Annotated in this window: 23 protein-coding genes; 12 read left to right on the plus strand and 11 right to left on the minus strand. The window is 74.6% G+C overall.

Annotated elements, in window-relative coordinates; translation table 11 throughout:
• Nucleotides 1-93: 93 nt before the first annotated feature.
• The gene (gene ung, locus AB0D01_RS13000; protein ID WP_363055388.1) at nucleotides 94-762 is read left to right on the plus strand and encodes a uracil-DNA glycosylase; all 669 of its coding nucleotides are present in this window, start codon (nucleotides 94-96) and stop codon (nucleotides 760-762) included.
• Between the two features lie 94 nt (nucleotides 763-856).
• Nucleotides 857-1,399, plus strand: coding sequence for a hypothetical protein (locus AB0D01_RS13005; protein WP_363055200.1), 543 nt, complete (start codon nucleotides 857-859; stop codon nucleotides 1,397-1,399).
• Between the two features lie 65 nt (nucleotides 1,400-1,464).
• On the opposite strand, the gene AB0D01_RS13010 is transcribed toward AB0D01_RS13005, so the two are convergent.
• On the minus strand, nucleotides 1,465-1,998 hold the full coding sequence (locus tag AB0D01_RS13010) for a hypothetical protein (RefSeq protein WP_363055201.1): 534 nt from the start codon (nucleotides 1,996-1,998) through the stop codon (nucleotides 1,465-1,467).
• A gap of 346 nt (nucleotides 1,999-2,344) precedes the next feature.
• Here AB0D01_RS13010 and AB0D01_RS13015 point away from each other — a divergent pair, with 346 nt between their 5' ends.
• Nucleotides 2,345-3,262, plus strand: coding sequence for a Gfo/Idh/MocA family oxidoreductase (locus tag AB0D01_RS13015; protein ID WP_363055389.1), 918 nt, complete (start codon nucleotides 2,345-2,347; stop codon nucleotides 3,260-3,262).
• Here the strand turns inward: AB0D01_RS13015 and lnt are convergent.
• The 5 genes from lnt to AB0D01_RS13040 form a co-directional block, all read right to left on the minus strand.
• Nucleotides 3,195-4,745, minus strand: coding sequence for an apolipoprotein N-acyltransferase (gene lnt, locus AB0D01_RS13020; protein WP_363055202.1), 1,551 nt, complete (start codon nucleotides 4,743-4,745; stop codon nucleotides 3,195-3,197). The two genes, AB0D01_RS13015 and lnt, sit on opposite strands and share 68 nt — an antisense overlap.
• Before the next feature lie 47 nt (nucleotides 4,746-4,792).
• Nucleotides 4,793-5,269, minus strand: coding sequence for a nuclear transport factor 2 family protein (locus AB0D01_RS13025; RefSeq protein ID WP_363055203.1), 477 nt, complete (start codon nucleotides 5,267-5,269; stop codon nucleotides 4,793-4,795).
• A 70-nt stretch (nucleotides 5,270-5,339) separates the two neighbouring features.
• The gene (locus AB0D01_RS13030) at nucleotides 5,340-5,516 is read right to left on the minus strand and encodes a hypothetical protein (protein ID WP_363055204.1); all 177 of its coding nucleotides are present in this window, start codon (nucleotides 5,514-5,516) and stop codon (nucleotides 5,340-5,342) included.
• A 114-nt stretch (nucleotides 5,517-5,630) separates the two neighbouring features.
• Entirely contained in the window at nucleotides 5,631-6,509 is an 879-nt protein-coding gene (locus AB0D01_RS13035; RefSeq protein ID WP_363055205.1) for an undecaprenyl-diphosphate phosphatase, read from the minus strand.
• 48 nt (nucleotides 6,510-6,557) lie between these two features.
• On the minus strand, nucleotides 6,558-7,274 hold the full coding sequence (locus AB0D01_RS13040) for a VTT domain-containing protein (protein ID WP_363055206.1): 717 nt from the start codon (nucleotides 7,272-7,274) through the stop codon (nucleotides 6,558-6,560).
• A gap of 353 nt (nucleotides 7,275-7,627) precedes the next feature.
• Between AB0D01_RS13040 and tuf the strand changes: the two genes are divergently transcribed.
• The 3 genes from tuf to AB0D01_RS13055 all read left to right on the plus strand — a co-directional run bounded on the left by tuf (nucleotide 7,628) and on the right by AB0D01_RS13055 (nucleotide 10,655).
• Entirely contained in the window at nucleotides 7,628-8,806 is a 1,179-nt protein-coding gene (gene tuf, locus AB0D01_RS13045; RefSeq protein ID WP_363055207.1) for an elongation factor Tu, read from the plus strand.
• A 118-nt stretch (nucleotides 8,807-8,924) separates the two neighbouring features.
• On the plus strand, nucleotides 8,925-9,776 hold the full coding sequence (locus AB0D01_RS13050; RefSeq protein WP_363055208.1) for a patatin-like phospholipase family protein: 852 nt from the start codon (nucleotides 8,925-8,927) through the stop codon (nucleotides 9,774-9,776).
• A gap of 87 nt (nucleotides 9,777-9,863) precedes the next feature.
• The gene (locus tag AB0D01_RS13055) at nucleotides 9,864-10,655 is read left to right on the plus strand and encodes a fused MFS/spermidine synthase (protein WP_363055390.1); all 792 of its coding nucleotides are present in this window, start codon (nucleotides 9,864-9,866) and stop codon (nucleotides 10,653-10,655) included.
• 41 nt (nucleotides 10,656-10,696) lie between these two features.
• On the opposite strand, the gene AB0D01_RS13060 is transcribed toward AB0D01_RS13055, so the two are convergent.
• Complete coding sequence (locus AB0D01_RS13060; protein WP_363055209.1) at nucleotides 10,697-12,013, minus strand: MFS transporter; 1,317 nt, start codon at nucleotides 12,011-12,013, stop codon at nucleotides 10,697-10,699.
• Between the two features lie 106 nt (nucleotides 12,014-12,119).
• Entirely contained in the window at nucleotides 12,120-13,145 is a 1,026-nt protein-coding gene (locus AB0D01_RS13065; RefSeq protein ID WP_363055210.1) for a hypothetical protein, read from the minus strand.
• 112 nt (nucleotides 13,146-13,257) lie between these two features.
• On the opposite strand from AB0D01_RS13065, the gene AB0D01_RS13070 reads away from it, so the two are divergent.
• From AB0D01_RS13070 to AB0D01_RS13080, 3 genes are all read left to right on the plus strand, one after another.
• Nucleotides 13,258-13,695 (plus strand): DUF4442 domain-containing protein, encoded by a 438-nt coding sequence (locus AB0D01_RS13070; protein WP_363055391.1) that lies wholly within the window; start codon nucleotides 13,258-13,260, stop codon nucleotides 13,693-13,695.
• Between the two features lie 323 nt (nucleotides 13,696-14,018).
• A complete protein-coding gene (locus AB0D01_RS13075; protein WP_363055211.1) occupies nucleotides 14,019-16,526 on the plus strand; it encodes a glycoside hydrolase family 3 N-terminal domain-containing protein in 2,508 nt (835 codons plus the stop codon).
• A gap of 69 nt (nucleotides 16,527-16,595) precedes the next feature.
• Nucleotides 16,596-17,255, plus strand: coding sequence for a DedA family protein (locus AB0D01_RS13080; RefSeq protein ID WP_363055212.1), 660 nt, complete (start codon nucleotides 16,596-16,598; stop codon nucleotides 17,253-17,255).
• 155 nt (nucleotides 17,256-17,410) lie between these two features.
• Here AB0D01_RS13080 and AB0D01_RS13085 read toward each other — a convergent pair whose 3' ends face one another.
• On the minus strand, nucleotides 17,411-17,962 hold the full coding sequence (locus tag AB0D01_RS13085; protein WP_363055213.1) for a gamma carbonic anhydrase family protein: 552 nt from the start codon (nucleotides 17,960-17,962) through the stop codon (nucleotides 17,411-17,413).
• Between the two features lie 177 nt (nucleotides 17,963-18,139).
• Between AB0D01_RS13085 and AB0D01_RS13090 the strand changes: the two genes are divergently transcribed.
• Nucleotides 18,140-18,892 carry an acyltransferase gene (locus AB0D01_RS13090; protein WP_363055214.1) on the plus strand — a complete coding sequence of 251 codons (753 nt, stop codon included), beginning with the start codon at nucleotides 18,140-18,142 and terminating at the stop codon, nucleotides 18,890-18,892.
• On the opposite strand, the gene AB0D01_RS13095 is transcribed toward AB0D01_RS13090, so the two are convergent.
• The gene (locus tag AB0D01_RS13095; protein ID WP_363055215.1) at nucleotides 18,893-19,759 is read right to left on the minus strand and encodes a DMT family transporter; all 867 of its coding nucleotides are present in this window, start codon (nucleotides 19,757-19,759) and stop codon (nucleotides 18,893-18,895) included.
• A 126-nt stretch (nucleotides 19,760-19,885) separates the two neighbouring features.
• Here AB0D01_RS13095 and AB0D01_RS13100 point away from each other — a divergent pair, with 126 nt between their 5' ends.
• Nucleotides 19,886-20,476, plus strand: a complete 591-nt coding sequence (locus AB0D01_RS13100) for an XRE family transcriptional regulator (RefSeq protein WP_363055216.1) — start codon at nucleotides 19,886-19,888, stop codon at nucleotides 20,474-20,476.
• Nucleotides 20,477-20,567: 91 nt separating this feature from the next.
• On the opposite strand, the gene AB0D01_RS13105 is transcribed toward AB0D01_RS13100, so the two are convergent.
• A complete protein-coding gene (locus AB0D01_RS13105; protein WP_363055217.1) occupies nucleotides 20,568-20,972 on the minus strand; it encodes a CoA-binding protein in 405 nt (134 codons plus the stop codon).
• 156 nt (nucleotides 20,973-21,128) lie between these two features.
• Here AB0D01_RS13105 and AB0D01_RS13110 point away from each other — a divergent pair, with 156 nt between their 5' ends.
• The gene (locus AB0D01_RS13110; RefSeq protein ID WP_363055218.1) at nucleotides 21,129-21,758 is read left to right on the plus strand and encodes a YigZ family protein; all 630 of its coding nucleotides are present in this window, start codon (nucleotides 21,129-21,131) and stop codon (nucleotides 21,756-21,758) included.
• The last annotated feature ends 164 nt before the right edge of the window (nucleotides 21,759-21,922 follow it).

A 21,922-nucleotide genomic window follows, 5' to 3' on the forward strand; every position in this document is an offset into this window, starting at 1 on the left:
GATGCGCCGGCCGGGTCGAGGCGATGTCAGTGGCCCCCGGTAGGTTCTGAGCAGTTGCACGAACTTGTACCGGAGGTTGTCGCCGTGACCCAGATGCTGCCCGAGTCCTGGCTCCCCGCTGTCGGCGGGGAGCTGGAGCAGCCCTACTTCAGGGAACTCCTCGAGTTCGTCGAGAAGGAGCGGGCGAACGGACCGGTCTACCCGCCCCGCGAGCAGGTGTTCGCGGCCCTGGAGGCCACCCCGTTCGACAAGGTGAAGGTGCTCGTCCTCGGCCAGGACCCCTACCACGGCGCCGGCCAGGGCCACGGCCTGTGCTTCTCCGTGCAGCCCGGCGTGAAGACCCCGCCCTCGCTGCGCAACATCTACAAGGAGATGAAGGAGGAGCTCGACCTCCCCGTCCCCGACAACGGCTACCTCATGCCGTGGGCCCGCCAGGGCGTCCTCCTGCTCAACGCGGTCCTCACCGTCCGCGAGGCCGAGGCCAACTCGCACAAGGGCAAGGGCTGGGAGAAGTTCACCGACGCCGTCATCCGCGCGGTGTCCGAGCGCCCGGATCCGGTCGTCTTCGTGCTCTGGGGGGCCTACGCCCAGAAGAAGATCCCGCTGATCGACGCCGAGCGGCACGTGATCGTCAAGGGCGCCCACCCCTCCCCGCTGTCGGCGAAGAAGTTCTTCGGCTCGCGCCCCTTCACCCAGATCAACGAGGCCGTCGCCGCCCAGGGCCATGAGCCGATTGACTGGCGGATCCCGGACCTGGGCTGACGCCACACCGCGCCTCGGCGCCGAAGCCGCCGCCTCCGGTTAGCTTCTAGCTGACCGGAACGCGAAGATCCGGCGGAGCGAGTCGGAGGCCGCGTTGACGGAGCAGCAGGAGGCGTCCGAGGACGCCGTCATGACCAGGATCGGCCAGGCGGTCATCCTGCTGCACGCCGGTGACCGCGAGGAGGCCCGCAACCGGCTCGCCGAGCTCTGGGCCGAGCTCGGCGAGGACGGGGACGGCCTGCACCGCTGCACCCTGGCCCACTACCTCGCCGACGCCCAGGACGACCCCGCCGACGAACTCGCCTGGGACCTGAGGGCCCTGATCGCCGCCGACGGGCTGGAGGAACGGAGCACCCGGCCGCCGGAGTCCGCCGAGCCCGAGCCGGGACAGCCGTACCGGGCGGTGCGCGTGTTCTACCCCTCGCTGCACCTCAACCTCGCCACCGACTACGTCAAGCTGCGCCGTCCCGAGGCGGCCCGGGTACACCTGGCGCGGGCCCGGGCGGCCACCGCGGCGCTGGCCGACGACGGCTACGGGAACGGCGTACGCGCCGCCATCGCCCGACTGGAACGGCGCCTCGCGCAGGAGCCGGGAGCGCAGGACGGGCCCGGCCCCTTCCCGGAACAGTCGCCTTAGGCCGATGGCGCCGTGGGGCGGTGGCACCGTAGGCCGATGGCGCGGGGTCGCGCGGCTCCGGGGGTTCAGCCGTCGCGGACGCCCGCGCAGATGCGGGCCTCCGGGCTGTCCGGGTGCCAGCGCCCGTGCCGCCGGCCCAGGGCGCAGACGTCGGCCGGTCGCACCGGCAGCTCCCGCATCAGCTCGCGGGGTACCCGCGCGTCGGGCCGCCCGGCCCGCCCGTGGCCCTCGGGGCGCTCCGTCGGGCGTTCCTCGACCCGGAGCGGCTCCGGGATGTCCGGCACCGGGGGAACGGCCTCCCGGGGCCCCGCCTGCGCCTGGCCGGTGGCGTGCGTGGTGGCCCGCAGCGGGGCCGTCGCCCGTGCCGTCGCCCGCCCGGGCTCCGGGGGCACCGCGCGCAGCGCCTCCAGCGCGGGGGCCTGGACGACCACCGGGAGGGTCCCCGGCCCTCCGCGCGGCTCGTGGTGCGGGGGCACCCCGGCCGCGGGGGACGTCGGCGGGCGCGTCGCCGCCGGCGTCACGTTCACGCAGCCGGAGACCGCCGAGACGGCGCAGGCCACTCCGAGGAGCAGTTTCGTGGAGGTTCGGGTTGGATGCACCCGCGCAACTCTGCTGTGCGAGGTCCCCGTTGGGAAAACCCGGAGCCCATATTCACCCCGCACGGGTGACGCGAGGGGGGTGTCCGGCGGACACCCCCCTCGCGCCGGCGCCGGTCGCCCATCACCTCGCCGCGCCGGCGCGGCGGGTCGGCGTGGCCGTCGCGGCGCGCGCACTCCCCGATCACGTCGAGCCGACCGTCCGGCTGCCCCGCCCGCCGGCGGTCGCGGAGGGTTCGAAAGGGGCCCGATCCTACGGGGGCCACCGCCCCACCCCGGCCGAACGCGCCCCCTCCCACCAGGGATTAAGCTGCGGGTGACCCACACGGCACAGACCAGGAGGTACCCGGTGAAGGTCGGCGTCATCGGACTCGGCGACATCGCGCAGAAGGCGTACCTGCCCGTCCTCACCACCCGCCCCGGAGTCGAACTGCACCTGCAGACCCGCACTCCCGCCACCCTGGAGAGGATCGGCGCCCTCCACCACGTCCCGGCCGAGCGCCGCCACACCTCCCTCGACGGGCTCCTCGAACAGGGCCTCGACGCCGCCTTCGTGCACGCCCCGACCACCGCCCACCCCGAGATCGTGGAGCGGCTGCTGGAGGCCGGCGTGCCCACCTATGTCGACAAGCCGCTGGCCTACGAACTCGCCGACTCCCGCCGCCTGGTGGAGCTGGCGGAGGAACGCGGCGTCTCCCTCTTCGTCGGGTTCAACCGCCGCCACGCACCCGGCTACGCCCAGTGCGTCGAGCACCCGCGCGAGCTGATCGTCCTGCACAAGAACCGCGTCGGGCTCCCCGAGGACCCCCGCACCCTGGTCCTCGACGACTTCATCCACGTCGTCGACACCCTGCGCTTCCTGCTGCCCGGGGACGCCGACCACATCGACGTCCGCGCCGTGGTGCGCGAGGGGCTGATGCACCAGGTGGTGCTCCAGATGTCCGGCGCGGGGTTCACCGCGCTCGGCGTCATGAACCGGCGCTCCGGCTCCACCGAAGAGGTCCTCGAAGTGTCCGGCCAGGACGCCAAGCGCCAGGTCGTCAACCTCGCCGAGGTCATCGACCACAAGGGCCAGCCGACCGTACGGCGGCGCGGGGACTGGGTGTCCGTGGCCCGCCAGCGCGGCATCGAGCAGGTCGTCGACACCTTCCTGGAGGCCGTGGAGGCCGGTACGACGCTCAGTGCCCGGGACGCGCTCCTCACCCACGAGCTGTGCGAGCGGGTGGTGCTGACGGCCCTGGAGCAGGAGCAGGCCCCGCCGGCCTGACCCGGCGGACCCCCCTGACCGCGCCGTACAGGACCAGCGCGGTCAGGGACGCCGCCGCCGGCCAGTTCCCGAAGCGGACGAACAGGGTCGTGCCCTCGGCCCGAGGGACCTCGTACACGAAGGCCGTGCTCCGCGACGTCGACAGCGCCGGCCCGACCGGCTCGCCCGAGGGGCCGAACACCGCGCTGACCCCCGTCAGGGTGGCGTGCACCACGGGACGGCCGTTCTCGGCGGCCCGCAGCGCGGCCAGGGAGGCGTGCTGGGCGGGCGCCCAGCTGTCCTGGAAGGTCGAGGTCGCCGACTGGGCCACGAGCAGGCCCGCCCCCGCCCGCGTCAGGTGCCGGCTCATGTCGGGGAAGGCCGACTCGAAGCACACCAGGGGCCCCAGCCGCAGCCCGCCGGGCAGGTCCATCACCACCGGCGCCGCGCCGCGCATCCGGTCCTCGCCCGCCGCCCGGCCCACCGAGGTGGCCCAGCCCATCAGCGCGCGGGCCGGCACGTACTCCCCGAACGGGACCAGCCGCATCTTGTCGTACCGGTCACCGGTCGGACCCTCGGGGCCGACCAGCACCGAGCTCTTGTAGATGCCGGGCCGGTCCGAACGGCGCGCGTCCACGTTCACCAGGAGCGGGGCCCCGACCTCTCGGGCCAGGTCCGCCAGCCGGCGCGACAGGTCCGGCCGCGCGGCCAGGTCCGCGCCGACGCTGCTCTCCCCCCACACCACCAGGTCCGGACGGGTGCCCACCAGCGTCCGGGTCAACCGCTCGCCGACCTCGAAGCGGTGCTCCGCGCTCTCGGGGCCGTCCGGGACCGGTCCCGGCTGTACGACGGCCACCCGCAGCGCCCCCGCCGGCGCGGGCCGGGGTGCCCACAGCCACACCGCCCCCGTCAGCACCGCGCAGCCCGCCAGCCCCGCCGCCGCGGGCACCCGCGCCCCCGGCGCCGCGACCAGCAGCACCACCGCGCAGTTCACCGCCACCACCAGCAGGCTGACCGCCCACACCCCGCCCACCGAAGCCAGGCGCAGTGCCGGGGCCACGTCCCACTGGGAGGCCCCCAACAGCCCCCACGGCCCGCCCAGCCCCTGCCAGGACCGGGCCAGCTCCGAGAGCAGCCACCCCGCCGGGACCAGGACCAGCGCGGCCCCCGCGCGAGCCGCCGTGGGCACCCCGCCCAGCAGTTCCCGCACCAGCAGCGCCCACGGGATCCACAGCAACCCCAGCAGGGCCGCGACCGGGACCAGGAACACGTGCAGGCTCGGCAGCAGCCAGTGGTGCACCGCCACGATCAGGCCCGCACCGCCGAGCCAGCCCTCCAGCACCGCCCGCCGCCCGGTGGGGGCGGAGCGCAGCAACAGCATCCAGGGCACGAGGGCGACGTAGGCGAACCACCACAGACCCGGTGCGGGGAAGGCGAGGCAGGGCAGCGCCCCGGCGGCCGTCGCGGCCGCCGCACGTCGCCAACCGGTCCGTCGCCTGCCCATGACGCGCCTCCGCTTCCAGTGTGGGACCGGCCCCGGCGGGGCGCGGCTCAGAGCGACAGCCGGCGCCACTTCTCGTGGACGGTGACCCCGTCGATGCGCCAACCGTCGGGGGTGCGGGCGAGCGCGAAGGTGTAGCGGCCCGCCGCGACGAAGTTGGGGGAGACCGCGGTCGCGGCGTCCCCGCTCTCGTCCGGTCCGCGCAGACGCATCGGGTTGAGGAAGTCGGCCAGCACCTCGGCGGCGTCGCCCGGGTAGCCGCCCCGGTCCTCCAGCCGTATCCGGCGGTTGACGATCAGGTGTTGGCGCACCGGGAACAGCTCCATGGTCGTGGCGAGCCAGCCGGCCACCTCGGCGGCCGGCCCCGCCGCCCCGCCCGCCGAGCCGTAGTCGGCCCGCCCGGAGGGCGTGAACAGGGCCCGATAGGCCTCCCAGTCCCCGTCGTCGACGGCCGCCGCGTAGCCCGAGATCAGCTCGTCGATGGCCAGTCGGTCCATTACCGTCGCGAGATCCACACGCTGCGTCATCGGGTCAGTCTGGGGTGCGGGGCCCGCCAGGTGAAGGGGCGTGCGCGGACCGGGCGCGCCCGCGGGCGGATCAGTGTCCGGAACGCGCCTCCCGCTGCCGCACCACGACCAGGAACGCGTCACTGGCCAGGTCCATCACCACCTCCGCCGGAACCCCCTCGCTCAGGCGCCGGGCGGCGTACTCCTCGGCCGGCCGGCTCCCCCTCGGACCTCCGGCCGGAAAACGCTCCAATACCACGCGGCTCATGCGGGCCACCCCCTGCTCCTGTCGTGCCGTCCTTCGGACACAACGACGAAGAGGCCGCCCGGGAACGTTCCCGATCGGCCTCCCGTTCACGCGAACCGGTGAGCGCGCGACCCGCTACGAGCCGGACTCGCCCGCGTGGGGGCTCAGCACGCCCATGCCGATCAGCACGAACAGCGCGATGCCCAGCAGGATGCGGTAGATCACGAAGGGCATGAAGCTCTTGTTGGAGATGAACTTCATGAACCAGGCGATGACGGCGTAGCCGACGAGGAAGGCGATGACGGTCGCGAAGATCGTCGGCCCCCAGGTGATGTGGCCGGGGGTCTCGATCACGTCCTTGATCTCGAAGGCGCCCGAGGCGAGCACCGCCGGGATGGCGAGGAGGAAGGAGTAGCGGGCCGCCGCCTCGCGGGTGAAGCCCAGCAGCAGACCGCCCGAGATCGTCGCGCCGGACCGGGAGACGCCCGGGATCAGGGCCATCGCCTGACACAGGCCGAAGATCAGACCGTCCTTGACGCCCAGTTCCTTGAGCGTCTTGCGCTGCTGCACCACCCGGTGCCGGCCGCCCTCCGCGTCCCGCGAGGCCAGCCAGTCGGCGAAGCCGAGGACCAGACCCATCACGATCAGCATCGTCGCCGTCAGGCGCAGGTCACGGGCCGGACCCACGATCTGGTCCTTGAGCGTGTAGCCCAGGACGCCGATCGGGATCGAGCCGACGATCACCAGCCACCCCATCTGGGCGTCGTGGTCGGAACGCAGCGACCGGTTGAACAACGACCGGAACCACGCCGAGACGATCCGCGCGATGTCCTTGCGGAAGTAGATGAGGACGGCCGCCTCGGTACCGATCTGGGTGATGGCCGTGAACGCCGCACCGGGGTCGTGCCAGCCGGCGAACGCCGCGGTCAGACGCAGGTGGGCACTGGAGGAGATCGGGAGGAACTCCGTAAGCCCCTGGACGAGACCGAGGATTAGGGATTCGAACCAGCTCATGTCGGGGTGCGCTCGTCCTTGTGATCGTCGGGCAGTTCGCCCCCGATGCTAGGGCCCGTGGGGAGTCACCGTGACCACAGGAGGGTGAACGCCGGGTGACGGGAAGGGGGTGGCCGGGGCCAGCCGGTGCCGCTTGCGCCAGGCGACCACCGCCGCGACCAGCCCGGACACCGCGATGAAGCCGAACGAGGCCAGGAACGCGGGCGAACCGGGGGAGGAGGCGCTCGAACCCGCGATCACGTAGGCGGCGGTGTTGGGGATCGTGCCCAGGGCCGTGGCCGACAGGAAGGGCAGCCAGCCGCAGCGGGAGACCGACGCGATGTAGTTGGCCGCCGCGAAGGGCACCCCGGGGAAGATCCGCACCGCCAGCATCGAGCGGAAGCCGTGCCGGCTCAGCTGGGTGTCGGCCGCCGTCAACCAGCGCCCGCGCAGATACGGGCGCAGCGCCTCCTGGCCCATGCTCCGCCCCAGGCCGAAGGCGATCGCCGCGCCGACGACGGTGCCGCCGACCGCCGCGGGCATGCCGAGCTGCGAGCCGAAGAGCGCCCCCGCCGCCAGGTTCAGCAGCGGGCGCGGCACGAACGCCGCCGTGCACAGCCCGTACGCGCCCGCGAACAGCGGGATCGCCGCACCGACCGGCAGGTTCGAGGGCAGGCCCTCGGACAGCAGCCGCTGGGGTTCGTAGACCAGGACGCACACCCCGGCCGCGACCAGCAGCACGACGAGGAGCGACAGGCGGGTCCACGGCGCGAGGAGGAGGGGCATCCCGGGAGACTAACCGACACATATGGAGCACCGCCGTAATCTGCGCCTCATGCGGGGGAACGCCCGGCGGCGGGAGACGGTTCCCGCGGACCGCGGCGCGGGCGGAAATTCGCTCGACGGTCCGCGACCCGTACGACAGGATCGGGCTCATGAACCGGCAGGCCTTCCCCGCAGCGCCGTCCGCAGTCGCGGACGCGCCGAAGGCTGCCGTCCCGGCGTTCGCGGCGGCGGCCCCCGCCGCACTCGGCGGCGCACGAAGCTGACCCTTCCCGGATCGTCCGGCGGACCCCACAGGGGGAGGGTCGGATCGCTTCCGGGGTCCCGTTCCAGCTTCGAGCCACGGGAAAGAGATCATGGCCAAGACGGCCTTCGCGCGCACCAAGCCGCACCTCAACATCGGCACCATGGGTCACGTGGACCACGGCAAGACCACCCTCACCGCCGCCATCACCAAGGTCCTCGCCGAGCGCGGCGGCGCCTCCTTCGTGCCGTTCGACCGCATCGACCGCGCCCCCGAGGAGGCCCGGCGCGGCATCACCATCAACCTCACGCACGTCGAGTACGAGACCGACACCCGCCACTACGCCCACGTCGACATGCCCGGGCACGCCGACTACATCAAGAACATGGTCACGGGCGCCGCCCAACTCGACGGGGCCATCCTCGTCGTCTCCGCGCTCGACGGGGTCATGCCGCAGACCGCCGAGCACGTCCTGCTCGCCCGCCAGGTCGGCGTCGACCACATCGTCGTCGCCCTCAACAAGGCCGACGCCGGCGACCCGGAGCTGACCGACCTCGTCGAGCTGGAGGTCCGCGACCTGCTCACCGCCCACGGCTACGGCGGCGACACCGCCCCCGTCGTACGGGTCTCAGGACTCGGCGCGCTGGAGGGCGACCCGAGGTGGACCGGGGCGATCGAGGCGCTGCTGGACGCGGTGGACACGTACGTGCCGATGCCGGTGCGGTACACGGACGCGCCGTTCCTGCTGCCGGTGGAGAACGTCCTGACCATCACCGGGCGCGGCACCGTCGTCACCGGGGCCGTCGAGCGCGGCACCGTGCGCCTCGGCGACCGGGTGAGCCTGCTCGGCGGCGACGGCGAGGGCGCCGGGACCGTCGTCACCGGCCTGGAGACCTTCGGCAAGCCGATGGAGTCCGCCGAGGCCGGTGACAACGTCGCGCTGCTGCTGCGCGGGGTCCCCCGTGACGGGGTGCGCCGCGGGCACGTGGTGGCCGCGCCCGGCAGCGTCGCGCCGAGCCGCCGCTTCACCGCGCGGGTCTACGTCCTCTCGGCGAAGGAGGGCGGGCGGAGCACGGCCCTGGCCTCCGGCTACCGCCCGCAGTTCTACATCCGCACCGCCGACGTCGTCGGCGACGTCGACCTCGGCGAGGTCGGGGTGGCCCGGCCCGGGGAGACGGTCGAGATGACCGTCGAGCTCGGGCGCGACGTCCCCCTGGAGGCCGGGCTCGGCTTCGCGATCCGCGAGGGCGGCCGGACCGTGGGGGCGGGGACCGTGACCCGGGTCGGATAGGTCCCGTACAGCTCCCGCGGGGCACCCGTACAGACCCCGCATGTGGTGGCGGCAGTCCCGCTGCGTCAGACTGCCGTCACCACAGGGGTGTGCCCACGGGCGGAACGAGGGGGCGGCGATGAGCGGCGGCGAGACGGCACTGGTGCTGGGCGGCGGGGGACTGACCGGCATCGGGTGGGAGAGCGGGATCCTCTACGGGCTCGCCCGCGCGGGCGTGGACCTGTCCGGCGCGGACCTCGTCGTCGGCACCTCCGCCGGCTCCGTGGTCGGCGCCCAGCTCACCTCCGGGCTGCTCGGCCCGCGCGAACTCTACGAACGCCAGCTCGGCGATCCGGCGGGCGAGACCGTCGCCCGCTTCGGCCCGGGGCTGCTCACCCGCTACGCCATGGCCATGGCCCGTTCCCGGGACGCCGCGGGCTACCGCCGGCGGATCGGCGCGATGGCCCTGGCCTGCGACACCGAGGCCGACGAGGCCGAACGCCGGGAGGTGCTGGGCCGTCGGCTCGTCTCGCACCGGTGGCCCGACCGGCGGCTCGTCGTCACGGCCGTGGACGCGCACAGCGGCGAGCTCGTGGCCTTCGACCGGCACAGCGGGGCCGGCCTCGTCGACGCGGTCGCGGCGAGCTGCGCCGTGCCCGGCGTGTGGCCCCCGGTCACGGTGGACGGCCGTCGCTTCATCGACGGCGGCGTCCGCTCGCCGGCCAACGCCGACGTGGCCTCCGGCTACCGGCGCGTGGTGATCCTCGCCCCGATGGCGCTCGGGGCCTCGATGATCCCCTCGGCGTCCGCGCAGGCGGAGCGGCTGCGGGCGGAGGGCGCGCGGGTCCTGCTGATCACGCCCGGCCCGCAGGCCCGCAAGGCGTTCGGCCGCAACGTGCTCGACCCCGCCCGCCGGGACCCGGCGGCCCGCGCGGGACTGGCCCAGTCCGAACTGCACGTGGCCGAGGCGCGGCGGGTCTGGGCGGCCTGAGCGGCCCGGACGGCGCCCGACAATGGTGGGGTGAGCGACGAACAGATCCCGGTGATCCGGGACGTGGACCAGGGCACCGCCAAGCTGATGCCGGACGTGGACCGGGAGCGGGCCTGGCTGCTGACCGTGGACGGGGCCCCGCAGTCGTACGTGGACCTCGACGAGCCGGAGCACCTGGAGTTCGAGTACGTACGCCGCCTCGCGTACGTCCTCGACGCCGCGGCCGAGCCGGGCGCCGCCCTGGACCTGCTGCACCTGGGCGGGGGCGCGCTGACCCTGCCGCGCTACGCCGCCGTGACCCGGCCGGGGTCGCGTCAGACGGTGGTGGAGTTCGACGGGCCGCTCGTGGAGCTGGTGGCGGAGCACCTGCCGCTGCCGGCCGGGGCGGACGTGACGGTGTGCGCCGCCGACGCCCGACAGTGGCTGGAGGCGGCGCCGCCGGCGAGCGCCGACGTGCTGGTGGCCGACGTGTTCGGGGGATCGCGGGTGCCGGCCCCGCTGACCTCCGTCGAGTACGCGCGGCAGGTCGCGCGGGTGCTGCGGCCCGGCGGGCTGTACGCGGCGAACCTGGCCGACGGGGCGCCCTTCGCCTTCCTCAGGGCCCAGCTGGCCAACTTCGCGGCCGTCTTCCCGGAGCTGGCGCTCATCGCCGAGCCCGGGGTGCTGCGCGGCCGGCGCTTCGGCAACGCGGTGCTGCTGGCCTCCCGCGCCCCGCTGCCGTTGGCCGGCCCGGCCCGGCGGTGCGCCGCCGACGCGTTCCCGGCGCGGGTGGAGTCGGGGCAGGCGCTGGCCCGGTTCATGCGGGGCGCCGCGCCGGTGGCGGACGCGGACGCGGTGGCCTCGCCGCCGCCGCCCGAGGGGGCGTTCAGCCTGGGCTGACGCCCCGGGGGCGGCGGCCCCGTCCGTCGGCGCGCGGTGGGTCAGAGCGCGGCGCGGTCGGGGGTGGAGTGGTCGGGGGTGGCGGCCGCCTTGGGGGAGCCGGCCACCGGGAGGTGGGGCCTGCGCGTCATGCGGCGTACGTCCGGGACGAACAGCACCGCGGCGGTGCCGAGGAGCACGACGACGGCGCAGCCCCACAGGGCGGTGGACCGGCCGAAGGCGGCCTCGGCCGGACCGGCCAGGGCGGTGGCCACCGGCAGCATGGACACCGAGCCGAACCAGTCGTAGGCGGAGACGCGGGAGAACTTGTCCTCCGGGATCTCCTGGTGCATGGTGCTCATCCAGTTGACGCCGAACACCTCGATCGCGGTGCCGCTGACGAACATGACCACGCACAGCCCCCACGCGGGCAGCGGTACCGCCAGCGCCGCCGACGGCAGCGCGAGCGGGAAGACGCACAGGGTGCCGACCAGCAGCAGGCGGCGCGGCTTCCACGTCATCATCAGCACGGCGCCGGCGATGGTGCCCACCCCGAAGCAGGCCAGGGCCACGCCCCAGGGGGCTGGCCCGCCCAGGTGCTCGCGGGCCACGAGGGGACCGTAGACCGCCTCCGCGGCGCCGACCACGGCGACGACGACGGAGAACTGGAGCACGATGCTCCACAGCCAGGGGCGGGTCCGGAACTCCACCCAGCCCTCGCGCAGGTCGGCGAGCAGCCCGCCGCCGGGAGCGCGGTCGGGGACCTCCTCGATCTTCAGGAAGGCGCGCAGACCGCCCGCGACCGCGAAGGCGAGGGCGTCCACGGCCAAAACCCAGCCGGGCCCCATCGCGGCGATCATCGCGCCGCCGAGCGCCGCGCCGCCGACGCCGGCGCTGCTCATGGCCATGCGGAAGAGCGCGAAGGCCCGGTTGGAGTGCTCGCCCGAGACGGTGGAGAGGAGCATTCCCTCGGCGGCCGGGCTGAAGAAGGCGGTGCCCGTGCCGCACAGCGCGGTGAGCAGCATCATCTGCCACAGCTGTGGGTCGCCGGTCAGGACGAGGACGGCGAAGACGGCCTGGGAGACGCAGTTGAGGGCGTTGGCCGCGACCATCACGTGGTGGCGGGGGAGCCGGTCGGCGAGCGCGCCGCCGATGAGGAGGAAGAGGACGAGGGGCAGCGTACGGGCCGCCGCGACGAGGCCGACGTCCCCGCTGCTGCCGCCGGCGTCGAGCACGGCGAAGGCGGAGGCGATGAGCGCTCCGTGGCTGCCGAGTTGCGTGACCACGGCGGCGCCCGTCAGCAGCGTGTAGTTGCGGCCGGCCCACGCGGGCCGGTGGCGGCGCGCGCCGGGGGACGGGACGACGGGGGGAGTGCTCACCCACGGACTATCCCCGCCCCGGGCCGAGAATCAAAACCGATTGTCGGCCCGGGTGCGGCGAAGGGCGCCCGCGGCGGGGCGGAGTCCGGAAGGACCGGCGGGAGGACTAGGAGGTCAGCCGGATCGAGCTGAGGACCTTGTCGTAGACGTCGGCCTGGACCTCTTCCTTGACGCCGGCCGCGGTGATCAGGGTGAAGCTGGCGAAGTCACCGACGGCGTTCTTGAAGCCGAAGCCGATCGCCTTCCCGTCGGTGTTGCACTTGGTCTCCTTCTTCACGTTCGCGGCGGTCGCGATCACCGTGTGGCCCTTGAGGCCGGAGGAGGTCGTGTACTCCTTGGGGTCGGTCACCTTGACCGTGCCCTTCGGTTCCTTCTGCGCGAAGCCGGCCCAGACCCAGCTGCCGGTGTTGTCGGTCGCGAGCTGGGCGGTGTCCTTGGCCCCCTGGCCGCCCTTGATGCCGGTGTCGGCGAGGGAGAACTTCTCCAGGTCGCCGTCCTTGTCCTTGTCGACCGAGCACCACTCGCTCTTGAGGGTGGCCGTGCCGGACATGGTGATGACGGGGGAGCCGTCGCCCTTGACCTCGTCCTCGAAGAAGAGGGAGACGCCGGAGTCGTTGACGTTCCACTCGGGAGGTACGTCGTAGGCCGCGCCGTACTTGGTGTTGATGACCACCTTCCAGCCCGGGATCACGGGCTTGGGGGCCTCGCCCGAGCGCGGGTTGCCGCTCGGGGCGGCGGGCGCGGGTGCGGCGGGGGCGACGGGGGCGGAGGCCGGAGGCTTGTCGTCGGCCTGGTTGCCCGCGTCGTCGTCCCGGGTGAGGACGAAGGCGGCGGTGACGGCCGCCGTCACGACGACGGCGGAGGCGGCGACGATGGCCACCGTCTTCGTCGCGTACGGGCTCCGGCCGGCCCGGGCCTGTGCGGGCGGCTGGGCCTGCCCCCACGGCTGCACCGGCGGCGGTGTCTGATAGCCGGCCTGCGGGTACCCGTAGCCGGGCTGCTGCTGTCCGAATCCCGCTTGCGGCTGTTGCTGGTAGGGGTTCGGCGTCCCCGGCTGCTGCTGGTACGGGTTCTGATGCGCGTCCTGGGGGTTCTGCTCGCCCCCGGGCGGCTGCTGCTGTCCTGGCCACATGGCCGGTAACGATAGTGGGAGCGGGGCGGGGCGGCCACGACCACCCCCCGGCCGAGGTCTGGCCAAGGCCATCTACTCGTGGGTAACATCGCGTTCCATGAGCGCAGAACAGATGAACGTGGGCGAACTGCTCGCCCAGACCGTCCCGATGGCCCGCACCCTGAACCTCGAGTTCCTGGAGACGACCCCGGAGCGCGCCGTCGTCCGGCTGCCGGACCAGCCCGACTTCCACAACCACGTCGGCGGCCCGCACGCCGGGGCCATGTTCACCCTCGCCGAGTCCGCCAGCGGCGCCATCGTCCTGGCCGCCTTCGGCGACCAGCTCTCGCGCGCCGTCCCGCTCGCCGTCAAGGCCGAGATCGGCTACAAGAAGCTCGCCAAGGGCGTCGTCACCGCCACCGCCACCCTCGGCCGCCCCGCCGCCGACGTCGTCGCCGAACTCGACGCGGGCGGTCGCCCCGAGTTCCCCGTCACCATCGCCATCCAGCGCGAGGACGAGGCCGTGACGGGCGAGATGGTCGTCGTCTGGACCCTGCGGCCCAACGCGTAGTCCCCCCGGGCCCCGTCGCGCCCGCCCCGGGCGGTGCCCGCGCGGTGCCCGCGCCGGGCGGGCGGGCGCGGCGCGAGACCCGGCGCGGTACCCCGGGTGGCGCCCCACACGGCGCGCGCCCGGGGCCGTGGGGGCGGGCGCCCCGGGGCCCGCGGGGAACTCCGGGCGGCCTCCGGGCACGCGCCGCGGCCGCCGCAGGGCTGAACCTGGCGCGCCCGAGGGCGCGCCCCCCGGGCCGCGGCGCTCCCGCGGAGCACAGTGGACGGGGGAGCGGTCCGGCGCGGGGCCGCTCCCGTCGACCCACGCCGCCGCAGGGAGCCCCCATGAGCGAGGCCGTGTCCCGACGCTCCACGATCCGGTGGCTGAGCCGGCTCGGCGGCCTCGGAGCCCTCGCCGGCGCGACCGCCGCCTCGCTCCTGGCGACGACGGGCTGCGCGCCGCCCGTACCGCCCACCGTCCGACGTACGGGCGCGCCCTCCCCGGCCGCCGCCCCGCGCCCCGCCGCCACCGGCCGCATCGACACCCTCCTGGCCCGCCTCACCCTCGACGAGAAGACCGCCCTCCTGCACGGCGCCCCCGATCCCGCGCCGCGCGGCCGGGGCGGATACCTACCCGGCGTCCCCCGCCTGGGCATCCCGGCCCTGCGCGTCGCCGACGGCCCCGCCGGCGTACGCGTGGACCGGCCCGCCACCGTGCTGCCCGCACCCCTGCTCCTGGCCTGCGCCTTCGACCCCGCGCTGGCACGCGAGTACGGCCGGGTCCTCGGCCGCGAGGGCCGCGCCCTCGGCCAGGACGTCCTGCTCGCACCGGTGGCCGACCTCGCCCGGAGCCCGTACGCCGGCCGCGCGTCGGAGACCTTCGGCGAGGACCCCCGGCTCACCGCGGACCTCGTCGCCGCCGTGGTGCGCGGCATCCAGGACGAGGGCCTGATCTCCGCCGTCGGGCACTTCGCCCTCGGAGGCCGGGCGCCGGGCCGGGCCGCCCTCGACGTGAGCGTCTCCGACCGGGCCCTCCACGAGACCGAACTGCGCGGCTTCGAGGCCGCCGTGACCGCGGGCGCGGGCGTCGTCGTCGGCTCCGGCAACAGGCTCGACGGCACCTACGCCTGCGAGGACCGTGCCCTCCTCGACGAAGTGCTGCGCGGCCGGTGGGGCTTCGACGGCTGGGTGATGTCCGACCGGGACGCCACCCACAGCACCGTCGCCGCGATCGCCGCCGGCCTCGACGTGGAGATGCCCGGCGGCACCCACTACGGCGCCCCGCTGCGCGCGGCCGTCCGCGCCGGCTCCGTGTCCCCCGCCACCCTGGACCTCGCCGTACGCCGGATCCTGACCACCCTCGACCGCTTCGGGCTGCTCTCCCCCAGGCCGCCGGCCCGCCCCGCGCCCGAACCCGGCGCCGGGGCCCGCCTCGCCCGCCAGGTCGCCGTCGCCGGAGCCGTCCTGCTGCACAACGTCCGCGCCACCCTGCCGCTGACCGGAGCCGAGGCCCGCTCCGTCGCGGTGATCGGGCCCGCCGCCCTCCACGAGGGCGCGGCCGGAGCGGGCGCGGCCTCGCCCCTGTCCGAGATCCGGCGGCGGGTCGGCGCCGCCGGGGAGGTCCGCCACGCCGTCGGCGAGGACGTCCACGGCAGGCCCCTCCCGCCGGGCCTGCTCACCCCGCCCGTCGAGACGGCGGAGCGGAAGGTGGACGCGGGCCGAGACTGGAACTACGCGGGCACCTTCACCCTCGCCGCCGCCGACGAGTGGACCCTGCTCGTCCACCACACCGGAGCGCGACCGTCCGTACGCCTCGACGGGCAGGAGCTGTTCCCCGCCGCCCCGGCCGCGGGGGCGGCCCCCGGCGGTGGTCTCCTCGACCGCGCCCCCGACGGGATGCGCGTCTCCCGCCGCACCCTCGCCCTGACGGCCGGCGCCCACCGGATCACCGTCTCCGCGCGCGGCGGGAGCGCCGGGCAGCGGCTGCGACTGCGGCACATCACCGGCGCGAGCCGCGCCGCCGACCGCGCCGACGCCGTCGCCGTCGCCGAGGCGGCACGCTCCGTGGTCCTGTTCGCCCACGAGGACCCCGGCGACGGCGGCGAACGCGCCACCCTGGGGCTGCCCGGCGGGCAGGCGGCGCTCATCGAGGCCGTCACCGCCGTCAACCCCCGCACCACGGTCGTGCTCAACACCCCGTCCAGTACGACCATGCCCTGGCTCGCGGGCACCGGGGCCGTGTTGCAGATGTACCACCCGGGCCAGGAGGGCGCGGGCGCGACCGCGGACCTCCTCTTCGGGGACGCGGACCCGGGCGGCCGGCTCGCGCAGACCTACCCGGCCGACGAACGGGCCCGCCCGACGGGCGCCGACCCGCGGCGCCGGCCCGCGACCGGTGTGCGCCGGGAGTACGCCGAGGGCGTGCACGTGGGCCACCGTTGGTACGACGCGCGGGGGGTGGCGCCGCTGTTCCCCTTCGGACACGGGCTCTCGTACACGACCTGGGCCTACGGGGAGCTCGACGTGGGCGCCCGACGCGGCGGGCTGCGGGTGGAGTTCACCGTTCGCAACACCGGCCGCCGCAAAGGCGTCGAGGTGGCGCAGGTCTACCTGGGCCCCTCCCCGGACCTGGCCCTGGAGCAGCCGGTGCGCGTCCTGGTGGGCTACCGGCGGCTCACCCTGGAGCCGGGAAGCGAGCAGCGGGTCACCGTGGACGTGGACGCGCGGGCGCTGTCGTGTTGGGACGCGGAGCGACAGGCCTGGGTGCCGGGTTCAGGCCGTCGCGAAGTGTTCGTCGGTCGTTCCTCGCGCGAACTGCCCCTGCGGGCAAAGACTGTGGTGAGGAGCGGCTGAGGAGCGGATAGGCTGCCCGTTCGGCGTGTCACGGGGGCGCGCCGGGTGACGACTCGGGAGGACGTACCGGTGCACATCCAGGAATGGCTGGAGACGATTCCGGCGATCAGTGTCTACCTCCTGGTGGGGGTGGTCATCGGACTGGAGAGCCTCGGCATCCCGCTGCCGGGCGAGATCATCCTGGTCAGCTCGGCGCTGCTGGCCTCGCAGCACGGGGACATCGACCCGGTGGTCCTCGGCCTGTGCGCGATCGCGGGTGCGATCATCGGCGACTCCATCGGCTACGCGATCGGCCGGCGCGGCGGCAAGCCGCTGTTGGAGAAGCTCGGGCGGCGCTTCCCGAAGCACTTCGGGCCCGACCAGGTGGCGCTCGCGGAGCGTTCCTTCGACAAGTGGGGCATGTGGGCCGTCTTCTTCGGCCGATTCGTGGCCCTGCTGCGGATCTTCGCCGGGCCGCTGGCGGGCGTGCTGCGCATGCCGTACTGGCGGTTCCTGGTCGCGAACGTGTTCGGCGGGATCCTGTGGGCCGGCGGCACCACCGCCGTCATCTACTCGGTCGGCGTCGTCGCGGAGCCGTGGCTGAAGCGGTTCTCGTGGCTGGCCCTCGTGGTGGCCCTGCTGATCGGCCTCACGGTCACGCTCGTCCTGCGCAGCCGGATGAAGAAGGCGGCGGCGGCCGCCCGCGAGGCCGCCGCGCCGGTCGCCGAGCCGGTGGCCGTCGCGGACTGACGCGTTCGCGGAGCGACCCGGCCGCGGCACCCGTTCGCGGACCGGACGGGGCACGGATCGGCCGGGGGTACGGATCGGACGGGGCGCCGCGCGCCCCGGTGACGGGCCGGTGTCGGCCGGGGCACGCGCCCCGGCCGACACCGGCCCGTCCCGTCTCAGCCCTGCGGGGTCACCGATGCCCGGTGCTGCTTCGCCAGCTCGTTGTACATCGCGGCGTTCAGCTTGATCCCCTCGCGCTCCTCGTCGGTGAGCGGGCGCCGGACCTTCGCCGGTACCCCGGCGACCAGGGAACCGGGCGGGACCACCATGCCCTGCGGCACCAGGGCCTGGGCGGCGACCAGCGAACCGGCCCCGATCACCGCGCCGTTCAGCACCGTCGCGCCCATTCCGATCAGGCAGTCGTCCTCGACGGTGCACCCGTGCACGACGGCGTTGTGACCGATGGACACCCGCTCGCCGATGGACACGGGGAACCCGGGGTCGACGTGGAGCGTGCAGTTGTCCTGCACGTTGCTGTCGGCGCCGAGGACGATCGGGCCGCAGTCCGCCCGCAGCACGGCCGAGTACCAGACGCTCGCGCCGGCGCCGAGCGTGACGTCGCCGACCACGACCGAGGTGGGAGCGGTGAAGGCCGTCGGGTCCACCGACGGGTGCCGGTCGCCGACGGCCGCGACGAGGGCCTGGCCGTGGTTCGCCTGTGGGGTCATGCTCTTGCCTCTTCTTCCGTGCTCGCTGGAGCGGCCCCCCTGACCGGCGGGGCCGCGGTTTTCCGGTCTGCCGCGCTACCGGCACCGTAGGGCACGCCCCGGCGGACGGTCGTGATGGGGTGAAGATCACAGGAACGGGTTCCGGACGCCCGGCGCGCGGCCCACTACCGTGGCCGGGTGCCGAAGAAGCAGAACACGTTCTCATCCCTGGCGGACCTGCCGGGTCGGGCCGCGAGCCGCGTGGCGCACGCCGGCTGGCGCTGGATGCAGCGCGCCGGGGCGGTCACCGCGCGGACCCCCGGGCGCCTGCGCTTCGGCGCGATCGGCGCCGGGACGCGGTTGGCCTTTCCCCAGGGCACCGTCTTCGGGGAGCGGTGGATCCGGCTCGGCGAGCACTGCATCATCGCCGAGCAGGTCACCCTGACCGCCGGGATGATGCCCGACCTCGATCTCGGCCCGGATCCCGTGCTGGTGCTGGGCAACGGCGTCGTCCTGGGCCGGGGCAGCCACGTCATCGCCGACACCCGGATCACCATCGGCGACGACACCTTCTGTGGTCCGGGGGTCTACATCACCTCCACGAACCACAGCTACGACGACCCGAACGAGCCCGTGGGCCGACAGTGGCCCCGCAGCGCGCCGGTGGAGATCGGCCCCGGCTGCTGGCTGGGCACCGGCGCGGTGATCCTCCCGGGGGCCCGGCTGGGCCGCAACGTGGTGGTGGCCGCGGGGTCCGTCGTACGGGGCGAGGTGCCCGACCGCGCGGTGGTGGCGGGGGCGCCCGCCCGGGTCGTGCGCCGCTGGGAGCCGGAGACCGGCTGGGTTCCCCCGCTGCGGACCCCGGCGCCGGTGCCGATCCCCGACGGGCTCACGTCGGAGCAGCTGCGGGGACTGGCGCTGTTGGCGGAGGCCGAGCAGAGCGGGGTCTGATCAGCCCGCGGCGAGCAGGACCGTACCGGCCAGGGCGAGCCCCGCGCCGGCGGCCTGGACCGTGCGCAGCCGTTCCTTGAGCACGGCGAACGCGGCCAGCGCGGTGATCACCGGGTAGAGCGAGGAGAGGACGGCGGCCACCGTCACGGGTCCGTTCTGCGCGGCCAGGGAGTAGCTGCCGTTCGCCGCCACGTCCGCGAGGCCGACGAAGGCCAGCGCGGGCAGCATGCTCCACAGCACCCGGGGGCCGACGCCCTCGGGCAGGGCCGGGACCCCGCGCCGGACCTGCGCCCACAGGGCCGCGCCGCCCACCGCGACGTTGGTGACCCGCTGGACGAACAGGGCCAGGAAGAGCCCGGTCAGGGTTTCGGAGGCCTCCGCGATCAGGGCCATGACCGCGCCGAAGCCGAAGGCCGCGACGAGGGTGAGGACGACCGCCTGCCGCTGTACGGGCGCTCCGCGCAGCTCGGGGCCGCCCGCGAGGACGATGCCGGCGAGGGCCACCGCGATGCCCGCGAACTGCCCGAGTCCGGGACGCTCGCCCAGGGCCAGCCCGATCCCGACCGGGACCACCACTCCGACGGACCCGAGCGGGGAGACCACGCCCATCGGGCCCAGGGCCAGGGCCTTGTAGAAGGCGAGCATGGCGGCCGGTCCGACCAGGCCCGCGGCGACGGCGAACCACAGCTGCGGACCGGTCTCGTGCCAGGCGCCCGTGCCGAGCACGAGCGCGCCGAGGACGACCACGGCGACGAGCTGCGAGACCACGACCACCGTGAGCGCCGGTATGCGGCGGGTCAGGAGGCCGCCGCCGAAGTCGGCGAGGCCCCACAGGACGGCTGTGGCCAGGGCGAAGAGGGCGGTCATGACAGGGGCCTCGCAGTACAGTGTGATGAACGGTGCGGTGCAGCGTGTAGTACAGCGCAGGTTAGTTCAGTCTATTGAACTCTGTCATTCAAAATATTGGACGACTTCGGAATTTTGGGCGGAACGGTGTCGGATCTCGAACAGCTCACCCAGGCGCTCGCCCGCAACCTCAAGCGGTGGCGGGGGGAACGCGGATTCACCCTGGACGCGCTGGCGGCCCGCGCGGGGGTCAGTCGCGGCATGATCATCCAGATCGAGCAGGCCCGTACGAACCCCAGCGTGGGCACCACGGTCAAGCTGGCGGACGCGCTCGGCGTCAGCATCACCACCCTCCTCGACCACGACCGCGCACCCGAGGTGCGCGTGGTGCGGCCGGGAGAGGGGGTGCGGATGTGGTCCAGTGGAGCGGGGAGCCGGGCGGACATGCTCCTGGGCGACGACCGGCGCGGGCCGGTGGAGATGTGGATCTACCGCCTGGAGGCCGGTGACGGCACGGCCTCGGACCCGCACCCGTCGGGGACCTTCGAGATGCTGCACGTCACGGCGGGGGAGCTGACGTTGGTGATCGCCGACGAGCGTCACGTCGTCCCCGCCGGCGGCGCGGTCTCGTTCGAGGCGAACGTGCCCCACGCCTACCGCAACGAGGGGACCGAACCGATGGAGATGACCATGGCGGTGTCCATCCCGCCGGTCACCGGGGTGGCCGCGCCCCACTGACGCCGCGACCCCGCCGCGGCCCGCCGCCCCTCACGGGGGCGCGGCGGGGCCGCGGCGGGCCGGCGTGAGGCGGGCCCGGGGCGGGGCGTCGTCAGAGGGCGGGGATCTCGATGGCGGGGCAGCGGTCCATGACCATGTCCAGCCCGGCGTCGCGGGTGCGCGCGAAGGCGGCCTCGTCGATCACGTCCAGCTGGAACCACACGGCCTCCGCCCCCACCGCGACCGCCTCGTCCGCGACCGCGCCGGCCAGCGCGCTGTTCACGAACACGTCCACCACGTCCACCTTGAACGGGATCTCCGCGAGCGAGGCGTAGCCGGGCTCGCCGTGGACCGTCTCGGCCTTCGGGTGGACCGGGACCACGCGCTTGCCGTAGCGCTGGAGCACGCGGGCCACCCCGTGGGCCGCCCGGTCCTCGTTGTTGGACAGGCCCACCACGGCCCACGTGTCGCCGAGTTCGGTGAGGATCCTGCGGATGGTTGCCGGGTCGCCGTACACGGGCGCCGCCTCCTGATGCCGTTCCGATGCCGTTGACCACCGGCGCGCCGGCGCGGCCTCGTCGCGGTCGCGTCGTCGTTCCGTCGTGGTGCTCGGCCGGTACAACCGGGCACACACCCGTCCGATTCCCGTCGGCACGGCCCGTAGGGTGGACGGGTGAAGGCAGACCAGTACGTGACGGTGGCCCGCGAGGGCGTGCACGAGTCGGAGATCAACCGCTCGCGCTTCCTGTGTTCCCTCGCGCCCGCCGCGACCGAGCGGGAGGCGCAGGAGTTCATCGCGCGCGTCCGCAAGGAACACCCCACCGCCTCGCACAACTGCTACGCCTACGTGATCGGCGCCGACGCCTCCGTCCAGAAGGCCAGTGACGACGGCGAGCCCGGCGGCACCGCCGGCGTCCCGATGCTCCAGATGCTGACCCGGCGCGACATCCGCTACGCGGTCGCCGTCGTCACCCGCTACTACGGCGGCGTGAAGCTCGGCGCCGGCGGACTCATCCGGGCCTACGGCGGAGTCGTCGGGGAGGCCCTCGACGTCCTCGGGACCGTCACCCGCCACCGCTACCGGCTCGCCACCGTCACCGTCGACCACCAGCGCGCCGGCAAGACGCAGAACGACCTGCGCGCCACCGGCCGCGCCGTCCTGGACGTGCGCTACGGCGAGGCCGTCGCCATCGAGATCGGGCTTCCCGAGGCGGACGTCGAGGCCTTCCGGGCCTGGCTGGCCGACGTCACCGCGGGGACGGCGACCTTCGAGCTCGGTGGCGAGGCCTACGGCGACGGCTGAGCACCGGGGTCCAGGGCCTGTCGTCGAACTCCCGCCTGCCCGCCGGGCGACTACAGGCCCTGGCCCCCGCTCCCGCCCGGGCGGGACCCGGGCCATGGCCGGGGCGCCGGGGACCGGCCGCGAAGGGGTTAGCCTGGAGGGTCGGTGCGGGGTCGCGCGCGGGT

The sequence above is a fragment of the Streptomyces sp. NPDC048606 genome, from assembly GCF_040650855.1.
Lineage (GTDB): Bacteria > Actinomycetota > Actinomycetes > Streptomycetales > Streptomycetaceae > Streptomyces.